Source organism: Flavobacterium keumense, from assembly GCF_029866485.1.
GTDB classification, from domain to species: Bacteria; Bacteroidota; Bacteroidia; order Flavobacteriales; family Flavobacteriaceae; genus Flavobacterium; species Flavobacterium keumense.
Map to the genome: position 1 here is coordinate 196,604 of NZ_CP092332.1, position 14,047 is coordinate 210,650.

Consider the following 14,047-nt stretch of genomic DNA (forward strand, 5'->3'; position numbering starts at 1 on the left):
AAGGTTCACAAACCTTGCAGAAAATGAACTTCTATTTCGTTAAAAACTGCAAATATTCTTTCGTGAAATTATACTCGAATACGGCTTGTAAAAACTCCAATTCTTTTTGAGCCATTAAGGTTTCTGATTGCAACAAATCGGTTGTTTTTTCTAATCCTTGTGTAAAACGGTTCGAACGAATACGATACGCTTCTTGCGATTGGTCAAAAGCCAATTTGAATAAGTTTACTTTATTCTCGGCATCTTTCAATTGGCGATTGGTTTTGTTGAGTTCTAGCTGACTTTGGGCTTTGTATTGTTGACTTTCTAAAGTTGACTTTTGAAAATCGGCTTGGGCTTTTTCTAATTTTCCAATGCTTTTGAAACCGTCAAAAACTGACCAAGACAATTGCGCACCCACTACATATCCTTTGGCTTTGGTACCTAACAAAGCTGTATCGTACAATTCGTAGCTTCCAAAAGCATTCAATCTAGGCAAGAAACTCATTTTATTAGACAATACCATTTTTTCATAAGCCTGAGTTGCTTTGTCTAGGGCTAGAATGTCTTTTCTGTTGCCAGAAAGAGTTGTATTTACCGTTTCAATCGCAATACTGTTGTCCAACTTTTCTATAGGTTTGTAAACTTTGTTTGTAGTATCTTCATTTAATAAAAAGGACAAATAATCCGATGCGTTTTGCACATTAGTTTTGGCATATTGCAATTGGTTTTTAATTTCGTTCACACGTACTTGTACCGATAACAAATCGGTTTTTTGTAAAATACCCTGATTGAAATAGTTGGTAATCAGTTTTAAATTAGCATCCGCTGTTTGATTCGCTTTGGTCAAAACCGTCACTGCTTTGTACGCCAGTTGCAACTGCATGAAAGCTTTATTGACTTCCAATGTTAAATAGTCTTGGGTTCTTTCTGTTTGTAATTGAAAGGCTTCCATTTTAGATTTGGCGGCCTGTCTGCCGTATATTCCATCTACATTAATTAAAGGTTGCAACACCTCAATTTTGGTAGCAAAATTTTTAGTTGTAGCGGGATTGTTCAATAGATTGGGATCAAAATCAGAAGGTGTCAAAATTTCCTGATTCAATTTAGATCCAAAAGCCATCAAAGGATTGGTAGTTGAAATGGCCGTGTGCGAAGCTGAAACACTCGGTAAAAACAACGCATTCGATTGTCTAAAATCAGCCTGAGCCGATTTATAATTTTGATGGGCAATTTGGATTTGCAAGTTTTTCTCCAGTGCTTTTTGCCCAATTTCTTTTTTAGAAATAGCTAAGGTATCTTGACTAAATCCTAAACCGGAAAAAATCAAACTCCCTACTAATGCTAGTACCTGTACTGTCTTCATAATTATTTTCTAATTGATGAAGCAAAAGTAGAAGGGATATCCTAGCCAGTCAGTAACAATTGTCACAGTGATTCAAAACTTATTTAGGAGCAGTTGTTTTTAATTTCTCCACCCGTGCTGTCCCGCTATCCGCGCTACAAGGTAGCTTGCTACTATCGGGGCTAGAATACCCGTTTATTTTTCAGCACAAAAAAAAGCAACCGAAGTTGCTTTTTTCTTAATTCTCAGATTACTATTACTTGCCACGCGAAAGGATTGACTTCGTCAAATTTCATTTCGCGCGGGAGCGGGGTCATCACTAACTTTGATACACGACCACACTACCACTTTTATTTATAAAAAAAATCTAATTTAAATTTGTTTTTTACAGAGTAAACATTACCCCCTCTCAAAGACCTCTCTAAACTGAGATATAATCTTTTCCTCTCTATTTCTTATCTCTATTCTGACTTCTTTTAGCAGTCCATTATTGTACACATAATTTCTAGTTAAAACAAAATTCTTAAAAATAAATGAATCATCTTTAAGTAATCTACTTTCTATGTTATAAGTAAACGCACTTAGAAGTTCATCATAAGGAATGCCATATTGAGTAAATAACGAAGGAATAATTTCATTTTTAAAACTATACTCTTTAATACTTTTCATAGGATGCTTAGATAATAAGAATTCTATGTTATCTATATACTCTTTTGACAAATTATACTCATCTTTAATCCGGAGTAAATCATCATAAGAAGACTTTTTAATTTGAATGCAATCAACATTTAACAATTCATAGTTTTTTATAAATCTATTTTCTACATCATATATTGGCTGATAGAATTTTTCACAATACTTCCCACCTTTTTTTTGACAAACAACTGAATCAATGATTTGCCATCCATTGGAAGAGTAATTAAGCTTGTAAATTATACTTTGCCCTTTAAAAATTAATTTTTGGCAGATGTAATTTTTATTAGGAAAACTCTGTGTCGATTTTGAAAAACACTTTTTTATTATAATATTACTCTTTTGAGAATATCCTACTTGACTTATAGTAAAAAAAATACATACAAATAATAACTTTATTTTCATATTGTGCTATTTAATTTTCCAAAATATTGTTTCTCCATACACCCACTGCTGGCGCGAGCATCTTGCTCGTGCCTATCAATCCAACCCAGCTGCATCAAGTCTCCTGACTTTGAGCTCAATCAAATATAATAAAAAAACTTTCAGAAAAATACAAACAAAAAAACCTACTGCATAACAGTAGGTTTTTTTGTGACTGCGGAGGGGTTCGAACCCCCAACCCTCAGAGCCGAAATCTGATATTCTATCCAGTTGAACTACGCAGTCTTATTATTTACGATATACGAGGTACGATTTACGATATTAGCTTCACTCCGTTCGGCTTCGCCTCGGGTCGATTTACTAATTACGAAATCAATTGTATCCTAAGATAATAATTTCTTAACAATAGTTGAGATGGTTTTTCCATCCGCTTTTCCGGCTAATTCAGCAGAAGCTAAGCCCATGACTTTTCCCATCGCTGCCATTCCTGAAGCACCATTGTCGGCAATGATTTTAGCTACTATCGCTTCTACTTCGGCTTCTGATAATTGAGCGGGTAAGAATTTCTCAATTACGGCTGCTTGCTCTAATTCAGGCGCTGCTAAATCAGGTCGACCTTGTTGGGTATAGATATTCGCACTGTCTTTACGTTGTTTGACCAAACGTTGTAACAATTTAATTTCTTCCTCGGCACTGATTTCTTCTTTGGCACCGCTCTCCGTTTGTGCTAAAAGCAAAGCCGATTTCACTGCACGCAATGATTCTAATGCTACAGTATCTTTGGCTTTCATGGCGTTTTTGATTTCGTCCATGATTTGTGTGGCTAAACTCATATTTTTGACTCTTAAGTGAATGATTTTCTTTTTGCCCCAGATGGTAGTGAAAAGCCTTTTTAGGAGAAAATGTATTTTTTCTTGGAGTTAAAAAGCGACTTTAGGAGCTCTTTTACCTCCTTAGAAAAAAGCATTTTCGAGAAAAAGCTTGCAACGACAGCTGGACTAAGGCTCGCAAATTTAACACAATTTACCCGAACTAACAAAAGATTGATTGCAACGACAATAGGATAAAAAAATAACCCGAAAATCGGTTGAATTTCGGGTTATCTTGGTTTTGGTTAGTTTGGTTAGTCTACATTATCGTGTAAATACGAGTTATTAGAACGCAACTGCAAGTCATTGTTGCTGTCTGTTCCTACCGATATTCTCGAATTAGTAGTATTCGGTTGATTCGTAGAAAGCTCTACTCCTAATCTTTTGTAAGCAGGCTCTTTTTCGTACTCGTCAATTTTAGACACGTTGTTGTGAAACTTATAATTGAATTCTTTCAACTTTCTTCTTCTTTCGTCAGCACGGGCGCGTAAGGTTTCCTCGATAGTCATTTCCATTGGAGAAATTGATTCAAACTCTGAAGCAGCAATAGTTGATTCGTCTATTTTCTTCATCGTGATGTTCAATTCTTCTGGAACCACTTCGGCAACTTTTTCAATAGTTTTAGTAGCTACAACTTCTTGCTCTACTTCCATGTACTCTTCTAACGAGTGACGGATTACTCCGTTTTCAGCCACTTCGGTTACTGGTACAAATTGAACTGGATCTACTACTTTGATATCGTTGATTTCATTATTAGTCAATTCAAAAACTACTTTGTTTTCTTCTACCGCTGGCTCTGATTTGAACAAAGGTAAATCGAATGAAAACGTAGCTTGTTCTTCTCTTTGAACGGCTTTTGGCTGTGCTGTTTCGATAGCATGTGCCTCAGGCGTTGTAAAAGTAAAATCGATGTCATTAATTGGTGAAACGATTTCAAAAGTCACATCTAAATTTTTGATGAATTCAGACATTACGATTAAATCATTTTCATTAGTAATTGGTTCGTAAGCAGCAACCACTGGCTCAGCTACTACTTCGGCAACTGACTCTTCTTCCTCTAACAATTCAAAAACAATACGTTCTTCTGTAGCAGCTACTGGAGTTGGCACATCCAAATCAAATGTAGCCACAGGAGTGTTTGATAAATTGTGAGTGATTTTTTGCTCATCCTCTAAAGCGTGAATAATCTTTTTTGGCTCTGTATTAACGATTTCGTTTTGTTGATCTAGGTCAAAACCTGTAGCGATAACAGTTACTGCAATACCGTCACCAAGAGTTTCATCTTCACCAACTCCCATGATAATATTCGCGTTGAAACCAGCTTCTGATTGGATATGGTCATTGATTTCACCAATTTCATCCAAAGTGATTTCGTTAGTTCCAGAAACGATAAGCAACAATACGTTTTTGGCACCTGTGATTTTGTTGTCATTCAATAATGGAGAATCCAAAGCCGAAATAATAGCATCTTTCGCTCTAGTTTCACCTTCAGCTATTGCAGAACCCATAATAGCTGTTCCACTATTAGACAATACCGTTTTAGCATCACGTAAATCGATATTTTGAGTATAGTGGTGTGTAATTACTTCGGCAATACCTCTTGAGGCAGTTGCCAAAACTTCGTCTGCTTTTGAGAAACCAGCTTTGAAACCTAAGTTTCCGTACACTTCTCTCAATTTGTTGTTATTAATAACAATAAGTGAATCGACTTGTTTGCGCAATTTTTCAATTCCGATAATAGCTTGCTCTTGACGCACTTTCCCTTCAAACATAAAAGGAATCGTTACAATTCCAACTGTAAGAATATCACGTTCTTTGGCTAGTTGAGCAATTACTGGAGCAGCTCCTGTTCCTGTTCCTCCACCCATTCCGGCAGTGATAAATACCATTTTAGTATTTTGATCTAACATTTTTTCAATATCAGAAACACTTTCTATGGCTGATTGTTGTCCTACATCTGGATTTGCTCCAGCCCCCAATCCTTCCGTTAAGTTGACTCCTAACTGAATTTTGTTAGGTACCGGACTATTTTGTAACGCTTGTGAATCTGTATTACAAACAATGAAATCTACCCCTTTGATTCCTTGTTTAAACATGTGGTTGATAGCGTTGCTCCCGCCGCCTCCAACACCAATTACTTTGATTACATTTGATTGGTTCTTTGGTAAATCAAATGAAATACTTCCAAATTCTGAGTTGCTCATCATTTTATTTGGTTTTTGCTATTTGTTATTATACTATTATACTGTCTTGGCTTAGCCTTTATTCTGCATTATCTAAAAATTCCTTGATTTTATCTACATAGCGATCAAAGAATGATTTTCTAATTTTAGTTTCGGTTGATTCGGGCTCATTTTTCACAACCTCTTCTTGTTTTGCTACAATATTAGGTGCTTCTGAAGGTGCTTTTATCTCAACTTCTGGGGCTTTATACTCAGGAATTTCTGGGGCTGGAGTCTGAGTAATTTTTACTGCACTTTGAGTTTGATTTTGAATACTATTCATCACCAAACCTACAGCTGTTGCGTATAAGGGACTTGATATTTCTTCGCTTGAATTGCCTGCTAAATGCTCGTTGGGATATCCAATTCTGGTATCCATTCCGGTGATGTATTCTACTAATTGCTTAATGTGTTGCAATTGTGAACCTCCACCTGTTAGAACAATTCCTGCGATTAATTTTTTTCTTGGGTCTTCATGACCGTAGGCTTTAATTTCAACAAAAACTTGTTCAATAATCTCCACTACGCGCGCATGAATTATCTTAGACAAATTCTTTAATGAAATCTCTTTAGGCTCTCTTCCTCTTAATCCAGGAATAGAAACAATTTCGTTTTCTTTATTTTCTCCCGGCCAAGCGGAACCAAATTTTACCTTTAATAATTCGGCTTGCTTTTCTATAATAGAGCACCCTTCTTTAATATCTTCGGTAATTACATTACCTCCAAAAGGAATTACAGCCGTATGGCGAATTATTCCGTCTTTAAAAATTGCTAAATCGGTAGTTCCACCACCAATATCAATTAACGCCACTCCTGCTTCTTTTTCTTCTTGACTCAAAACAGCGTCAGATGAAGCCAACGGCTCTAATGTTAAACCAGACAATTCGATTCCAGAATCGTGAATACAACGTCCCACGTTTCTGATTGACGAAGCCTGCCCCACAACTACGTGGAAACTAGATTCTAGACGTCCGCCATACATCCCGATTGGTTCTTTTATTTCGGCTTGCCCATCAATTTTAAATTCTTGAGGCAGTACGTGAATAATTTCTTCACCAGGAAGCATTGCTAATTTATTTACTTGATCAATCAACATTTGAATATCATTCCCCCCTATCACTTCTTCGGGATTGCTTCTGCTGATATAATCTGTATGTTGAATACTACGAATATGCTGACCCGCAATACCTACTACACAATCCTTAATTTTATAACCTGAGTTATTTTCTGCTTCCTTTACAGCATGTTGAATAGACTGAATTGTTTGTGTAATATTATTTACAACTCCTCTCGCCACACCTAAACTTTTGGATTTTCCAACACCCAAAATTTCTAGCTTTCCGTATTCATTTTTCTTACCTATCATTGCGACAATCTTAGTTGTCCCAATATCAAGTCCTACTGCAATATTATCTTTTTCCATTACCTCTTATTTTGTGCAAACTACTTGGTCCGTAAAACGGAGATCTATTTTTTTATATTTATACAACGAACTATCTACAATGGCTTTTTGAAAAAATGCTTTGTAATTATTAATTTTTTGATTCACATTAATCGTTCCTCCAAAATCAATTTGAAAATCAAAATTTCTATTTAGCATTTTTAAGCTACCATTCGGCATAATTTGTATGGCAATGATGTTTTTTTTCAAAAACGCATCGTCATAAATTTTTCTAAATAACCCTACTAAAGCTTCTTTATTTTTTTGGTTTAGCATCCCAAAAACTAGCGGAACTCTTGCTGTAAAATTAGCCGACAACGGCATTGTACTTCCCTTGTAATCAATATAAAAAGAACGCTGACCGTCAAAAACTCTTGCTATTGGCGTTTTTTGTTTTACTACTGCTTTTAGCACTCCGTCAATGGTTACAAATACGTCTGATTTTTCAATCATTGGGTTTGCATTAACGGCATTTTCTAATTTATTCAAATCTAATTTATCTTTTCGGATAGCTAAAGCCTCTCCGTTTTTTTCTATTAACAATTTATTAACCGTTTCTTGTTTAATGAATGGGTTGTTTTCTTCGACAAAAAATATTTTAGAACCCACTAATTTTCTATTTCCATTTCTATTGGAAGTAAACGAAAATAAGAAAATAACTACCCCAAACATGAGTACTAATCGAATCGTTATCCAATTAATTTTTTTCATACAATGCATTTTTTATTGATGGCACCATCTCTCCTAAATCTCCCGCTCCAATCGTTACAATAATTGTAGCGTCTGTTGCTAAAATTGTCGGAATCAAATCTTCTTTGGATACCAATTTTTTATCTTCACTTGTCATTTTGTTCATCAACCATTGCGAAGTAATTCCTTCCATTGGCAATTCGCGTGCTGGATAAATATCCAATAACACCACTTCATCAAAATTGGACAAACTTTTGGCAAAATCATCTGCAAAATCTTTTGTTCTACTAAATAAATGCGGTTGAAAAACAGCCAATACTTTTTGGTTAGGATACAATTCGCGAACGGCTTGATGCACTGCATTTATTTCTGTAGGATGATGTGCATAATCATCGATATATACCAAATTTGGTGTTTTTATCTGATAGGAAAAACGTCTTCTAATTCCTTTAAATGAAGCCAACGCTTTTGCAATCGCTTCTGACGAAGTTCCAAAGGTTTTGGCCATAGCCAAAGCCATCAACGCATTCATTAAATTGTGTCTGCCCGGCAAACCGAAAGCAATATCGCGTATCGTTTCTGTTGGTGTTTGTACATTAAAAACATAACTACCATTTCCAACTCGCACATTAAAGGCTTTATACACTGCTTCTTCATTTACTGCACAGGTCACTCCTTCAATTGGCAATTCATTCGTAATAAACAATTGACTTTTATCTTCTACTTTATTGGCAAACGCTACAAACGACGCTTCGATTTCTTCACTTGTTCCATAAATATCCAAATGATCCGCATCCATAGAAGTAACACAAGCAATATTGGGATGTAAATGCAAGAACGAACGATCAAATTCATCTGCTTCAACTACTGTGACCGTTTTTCCAGTTCCAATCAAATTCGAATTGTAGTTTTCTACAATACCCCCCACAAAAGCCGTGACATCCGCTCCACTTTCAAACAAAATATGACCTAAAATACTTGAAGTAGTTGTTTTTCCGTGTGTTCCGGCTACTGCAAAACAGAAGGTATCTTTAGTAATGATTCCTAAAACTTCGGCACGTTTTTTTACTTCGTAATCGCGCTCTAAAAAATAATTCCATTGCGAATGTGTCACTGGAACAGCTGGTGTAATAATTACTAAAGTATTCTCTACATAATACTCCGCAGGAATTAAATCAATACGGTCTTCAAAATGAATATCGATTCCGCTTGCTATTAATTCATCGGTCAACATCGAAGGGGTTTTATCATAACCCGAAACATTTTTCCCGATGGTTTTAAAATAACGTGCCAAAGCACTCATTCCAATTCCTCCGATTCCTATAAAAAAGACGTTATGTATTTGATTTAAATTCATTTTAAATATCAATTTCAAAATTCAATTTCAAAATTCAATTTTTATCATTGAGTTTTGAAATTGAAATTGTTATTTTATTAGTTTTAGTATCTCTTCTACTATGGCTTTGGTTGCATTTGGCAACGCCAAGTTTTTGATGTTTCGACTCAATTCGTTTTGCTTACTTTCATTGGTAATCAAATCTGAAAAAGTTGATTCAAAAGCGGTATCTAATTCACTTTCACGAATCAAAATAGCGCCATTTTTATCGGCAACTGATTGAGCATTTTTAGTTTGATGGTCTTCGGCTACATTAGGAGACGGAATAAAAATCACCGGTTTCCCCACAATGCACAATTCCGAAACAGAAGAAGCTCCCGCTCTCGAAATCACAATATCTGCCGCAGCGTAAACCAAATCCATTCGTTCTACAAAGGCCATCACCTGTACGTTATCTGAATTGTATTTTTGGTACTCTTCAAAATACAATTTTCCGCATTGCCAAAGCAATTGTACTTTTTGCGAAGCGAAAAATTCCAACTCTTTTTCAATCAACTGATTGATGCGACGCGCACCCAAGCTCCCACCCAAAATTAGAATGGTCTTTTTATTTGGATCTAAATTAAAATGTGCTAGTCCTTCAGCTCTTTTACCATCAATTGCAATCAAGTCTTGACGAACAGGATTGCCGGTTAAAACGATTTTCTCTTTAGGAAAAAAGCGCTCTAGTTTTTCGTAAGCAACACAAATCGCATTGGCTTTCTTGCTCAATAATTTATTAGTAATTCCAGGATAGGAATTTTGCTCTTGAATTACAGTAGGTATCCCTGCACTATTAGCCATTTGCAACAAAGGTCCACTCGCAAAACCTCCTGTACCAATTACTACATCAGGTTTGAATTGTTTAATAATTTGTCTTGACTTCAACAAACTACTCAATAACTTTACTGGAAACAACGCATTATCAAAAGTCAGTCGTCTTTGCAAGCCTGCAATCCAAAGTCCTTTTATGGGATACCCGGCCTGAGGCACTTTTTGCATTTCCATTTTGTCCTGTGCACCCACGAAAAGAATTTCTGATTCAGGAAAACGAGATTTCAATTCATTAGCGATAGCAATTGCTGGATAAATATGTCCTCCTGTTCCTCCTCCGCTTAATATGAATTTGTATGTTCTCATTTTTATTTTCTATTTATTGATGACTGCATCTATTGGGTTTTTTGAACTGTCTTGTATGGAGTAATTTTCTGATATCTTATGTTCGTCTGCCTCTAACTGTTGGTCTATTAATTTTTGAAGTGCTTCTTCACGTTTGGCAGCTTCTTTTTGTTCTTGTTCGATTTCTTCTTCTTTCTTGGTCACATTGATAATAATTCCAAGTGCAAAGCAAGTCATCCAAATAGAACTACCTCCACTACTTATCAGAGGTAAGGTTTGTCCAGTTACAGGCAATAATTCTACAGCTACCGCCATATTAATTAAGGCCTGAAAGATCATTGGAAAACCTAAACTAATAACAACTAATTTTCCAAAGAGTGTATTGGCCTTATGGGCAGCGATTACAAATCGAAAGAGCAGTAAAAGATATAATCCAAGTACAAGTAATCCTCCTACTAAACCATATTCTTCAATAATAATTGCAAAGATAAAATCAGAAGATGATTGTGGTAAAAAATGCCTTTGAACACTTTTCCCAGGACCTAAACCATATAGGTTTCCTGAAGCAATTGCGATTTTAGCTTTTTCAATTTGGTAGTCATCTTCACCAGGTTTATCTGAACTAAAATTTTCGATTCGACTTGTCCATGTACCTACCCTACTAAAAAATTTAGAATTAGGTAATGCCTTTGCTAACAAAAAGAAAAGTAATAGCCCTGCAATTGCCATTCCAATAATAAAACCAATATATTTTAATTGGTACTTACCAATGAAAGCCACCATAACTACCATAGCAAACATTAAGGCTGTAGTAGAAAAGTTGGCAGGCAAAATCAATGCCAACGTGACAAATACAGGCAACCACAATTCGAATAAAGAAGATTTAAACGTAATAGGAGTTTCTCTTGTTTTTGAAAGATAACGAGCTACATAGATGTATAGCATTATAGCAGCAATTGAGGATGTTTGAAATGAAATTCCAATAAATGGCAACTGTAACCAACGACTGGCATTGGCTCCTCCAATATGAGTCCCTTTAAAAAGAGTAAGGACTAATAATGCCCAAACAAAAGGAAGTCCTATCCTAGAAATGACTCTAAAATAATGATATGGCACTTTATGAACAAAGTAAATAATCATAAAACCCATCCCTAAATGAGCCAAATGTTTTATTAAATATGCTAATGTATTACCATCTCCATCACGACCAAAAGCTAAATTAGTACTGGCGCTAAAAACAGGCATAAAGGAAAACAAAGCCAATAAAGCCAAGAATGACCAAATTACCTTATCTCCTTTTAGATTGCTTAATAGCTGTTTCATTTTCATATCGCCTAAAGTCTAATAATTAGCTGTATTTTTTTAGAGATTATATACCGCTTGCTTGAATTGTCTTCCTCTGTCTTCGTAATTTTCGAATAAATCAAAACTAGCACAAGCCGGAGACAATAAAACCGTATCTCCTTTCTCTGCCATATGTTGTGCCATTCGAACTGCATCAATCATATTGTCTACTTCTACCATTACATCAACCACATTTCCAAAAGCATCAATGATTTTTTTATTGTCTACACCCAAGCAAATAATTCCTTTTACTTTTTCATGAACCAAAGACATCAATTCGTTGTAATCATTTCCTTTATCAACACCTCCAACAATCCAAACTGTTGGAGTGGTCATACTATCCAAAGCAAAGAAAGAAGCATTCACATTAGTTGCTTTAGAATCGTTGATGTATTGTACGTTTTGAATTTTCAATACTTTTTCTAAACGGTGTTCTACTCCTTGAAAATTAGACAAGCTTTCTCTAATGGTTGCGTTTCTAATTTGCATTAATTTAGCCACAGAAGTTGCTGCCATTGCATTCTTCATGTTGTGTTTCCCTTCTAATGCGATTGATTCTGTTTCCATTGAAAATTCTTCGTGATTCATCATCTTTACTTCCATTTTATTATCTTTTATAAAGGCTCCTTCTGTGAAAATTGGGCTCAACGAGAAAGGAATTAATGTTGCTTTTGTTTTATTTTTTGTTAACCAATTGGCTATAGCTTCGTCTTCGGCGTCATAAATCAAATAATCTTCTTCAGTTTGATTCATTGTAATTCTAAACTTCGAATCGATGTAATTTTCATACTTGTAATCGTAACGATCCAAATGATCTGGACTAATATTCGTTATAATGGCGATATGTGGTTTATAATTAATAATTCCGTCCAATTGAAAACTACTCAACTCTAAAACGTAGTAATCAAAATCATTGTCGGCAACCTGCCAAGCAAAACTTTTTCCGATGTTTCCTCCCAATCCCACATTCAATCCTGCTGATTTGAGCAAATGATAGGTCAACATCGTAGTAGTTGTTTTACCATTACTCCCTGTAATCCCTATTGTAATCGCTTTGGTAAAAGGAGCAGCAAACTCAATTTCTGAAATTACCTTGATTCCGTTTTCGATTAGCTTTTTCACAATGGGGGATTTATCAGGAATTCCAGGACTTTTCATCACCACATCTGCATTCAAAATCAAAGATTCTGTATGTGTTTCCTCTTCCCAAGCTATTGCATTATGATTAAGAACTTCTTTGTAATTTTCTTTTATCTTTCCAAAATCGGACACAAAAACTTCATATCCTTTTTTCTTTCCCAGAATGGCTGTTCCCACTCCGCTTTCGCCACCACCTAAAACAACTAATCTCATCTATCGTAGTTTTAAAGTCACAATGGACAGAATGGCCAACATAATTGCTACAATCCAAAATCGGGTAACAATCTTACTTTCGTGATACCCTTTTTTCTGATAATGGTGATGCAAAGGCGACATCAAAAATATTCTTCGGCCTTCGCCAAAACGTTTCTTGGTGTATTTGAAATAAGCTACTTGAAGCACTACTGATAGATTCTCTGCTAAGAAAATTCCACATAACAAAGGAATTAGCATTTCTTTACGAACGGCTATTGCCAATACTGCTATAATTCCTCCAATAGTTAAACTTCCTGTATCCCCCATAAAAACCGATGCTGGATACGAATTGTACCAAAGAAACCCAATCAATGCCCCGACAAAAGCAGAAATAAATACTGTCATTTCTCCTGAATTTGGGATATACATAATGTTCAAATAATTCGAAAAAATGATGTTTCCAGAAAGAAAAGTAAAAATTCCCAATGCCAAAACTGATACTGCAGAAGTTCCTGCTGCCAATCCGTCAATACCGTCAGTAAGATTCGCACCGTTAGATACTGCTGTAATAATAAAAATTACGACTGGAATAAAGATTAGCCAAGCCCAATTTTGATAGCCTTCGCCAGTCCAAGCCAAGATTTCTGCATAATCAAATGCGTTATTTTTAAAAAAAGGAATTGTAGTAGCTGTTGATTTAACTTCAACAGGAGCTTGAACTATTGAACTGATGGTAGTTTGCTTAATAACTGGAGAATTGGCAGCATTTTTTAATACCGTAACCGCTGGACTAAAATACAATACCGACCCAACTATTACTCCTAATCCAACTTGTCCAAATACTTTAAAAATACCTTTTAGACCTTGTTTGTCTTTCTTAAAAATTTTGATATAATCATCGATAAACCCAATTGTTCCCATCCACAAAGTAGTTACAATAAGCAATACGATATAAATATTGTGCAATTTGGCAAACAATATAACAGGCAACAAGGTTGCAAAAATGATAATCAAACCACCCATAGTTGGTGTCCCTGCTTTTTCATTTTGTCCTGCTAACCCAAGTTCGCGAACAGTTTCTCCTACTTGTTGATTGCGCAAAAAATTAATAATTCTCTTACCATAAATAGTAGACAATAGCAATGACAACATAAACGCTAAGCCCGATCTAAACGTAATATATTGAAAAACTCCAGTTCCTGGTATATTCAAGGTTTTATCTAAATATTCAAATAAGTAATACAGCATAAT

At 35.4% G+C, this 14,047-nt stretch carries 11 protein-coding genes and 1 tRNA gene; all 12 read right to left on the reverse strand.

Annotation, left to right across the window (positions count from 1 at the left end; all coding sequences use genetic code 11):
- Positions 1 to 31: 31 nt before the first annotated feature.
- The 12 genes from MG292_RS00830 to mraY all read right to left on the reverse strand — a co-directional run bounded on the left by MG292_RS00830 (position 32) and on the right by mraY (position 14,044).
- On the reverse strand, positions 32 to 1,345 hold the full coding sequence (locus tag MG292_RS00830) for a TolC family protein (RefSeq protein ID WP_264532483.1): 1,314 nt from the start codon (positions 1,343 to 1,345) through the stop codon (positions 32 to 34).
- Positions 1,346 to 1,723: 378 nt separating this feature from the next.
- Complete coding sequence (locus MG292_RS00835; protein ID WP_264532482.1) at positions 1,724 to 2,422, reverse strand: hypothetical protein; 699 nt, start codon at positions 2,420 to 2,422, stop codon at positions 1,724 to 1,726.
- 190 nt (positions 2,423 to 2,612) lie between these two features.
- Positions 2,613 to 2,686 (reverse strand) — tRNA-Arg (locus MG292_RS00840).
- 98 nt (positions 2,687 to 2,784) lie between these two features.
- Positions 2,785 to 3,234 (reverse strand): GatB/YqeY domain-containing protein, encoded by a 450-nt coding sequence (locus MG292_RS00845; protein ID WP_264532481.1) that lies wholly within the window; start codon positions 3,232 to 3,234, stop codon positions 2,785 to 2,787.
- A 290-nt stretch (positions 3,235 to 3,524) separates the two neighbouring features.
- The gene (ftsZ, locus tag MG292_RS00850; RefSeq protein WP_264532480.1) at positions 3,525 to 5,477 is read right to left on the reverse strand and encodes a cell division protein FtsZ; all 1,953 of its coding nucleotides are present in this window, start codon (positions 5,475 to 5,477) and stop codon (positions 3,525 to 3,527) included.
- A 55-nt stretch (positions 5,478 to 5,532) separates the two neighbouring features.
- On the reverse strand, positions 5,533 to 6,915 hold the full coding sequence (gene ftsA, locus MG292_RS00855) for a cell division protein FtsA (RefSeq protein WP_264532479.1): 1,383 nt from the start codon (positions 6,913 to 6,915) through the stop codon (positions 5,533 to 5,535).
- Between the two features lie 6 nt (positions 6,916 to 6,921).
- Complete coding sequence (locus MG292_RS00860; RefSeq protein ID WP_264532478.1) at positions 6,922 to 7,644, reverse strand: cell division protein FtsQ/DivIB; 723 nt, start codon at positions 7,642 to 7,644, stop codon at positions 6,922 to 6,924.
- Positions 7,631 to 8,980 carry a UDP-N-acetylmuramate--L-alanine ligase gene (gene murC, locus MG292_RS00865; protein ID WP_264532477.1) on the reverse strand — a complete coding sequence of 450 codons (1,350 nt, stop codon included), beginning with the start codon at positions 8,978 to 8,980 and terminating at the stop codon, positions 7,631 to 7,633. The genes MG292_RS00860 and murC overlap by 14 nt, the downstream gene beginning before the upstream one ends.
- Positions 8,981 to 9,049: 69 nt before the next feature.
- The gene (gene murG, locus MG292_RS00870) at positions 9,050 to 10,138 is read right to left on the reverse strand and encodes an undecaprenyldiphospho-muramoylpentapeptide beta-N-acetylglucosaminyltransferase (protein WP_264532476.1); all 1,089 of its coding nucleotides are present in this window, start codon (positions 10,136 to 10,138) and stop codon (positions 9,050 to 9,052) included.
- 9 nt (positions 10,139 to 10,147) lie between these two features.
- Positions 10,148 to 11,440, reverse strand: a complete 1,293-nt coding sequence (locus MG292_RS00875; RefSeq protein ID WP_264532475.1) for an FtsW/RodA/SpoVE family cell cycle protein — start codon at positions 11,438 to 11,440, stop codon at positions 10,148 to 10,150.
- A gap of 39 nt (positions 11,441 to 11,479) precedes the next feature.
- Positions 11,480 to 12,814, reverse strand: coding sequence for a UDP-N-acetylmuramoyl-L-alanine--D-glutamate ligase (gene murD, locus MG292_RS00880; RefSeq protein WP_264532474.1), 1,335 nt, complete (start codon positions 12,812 to 12,814; stop codon positions 11,480 to 11,482).
- A complete protein-coding gene (gene mraY, locus MG292_RS00885; RefSeq protein ID WP_264532473.1) occupies positions 12,815 to 14,044 on the reverse strand; it encodes a phospho-N-acetylmuramoyl-pentapeptide-transferase in 1,230 nt (409 codons plus the stop codon).
- Positions 14,045 to 14,047 lie beyond the last annotated feature (3 nt).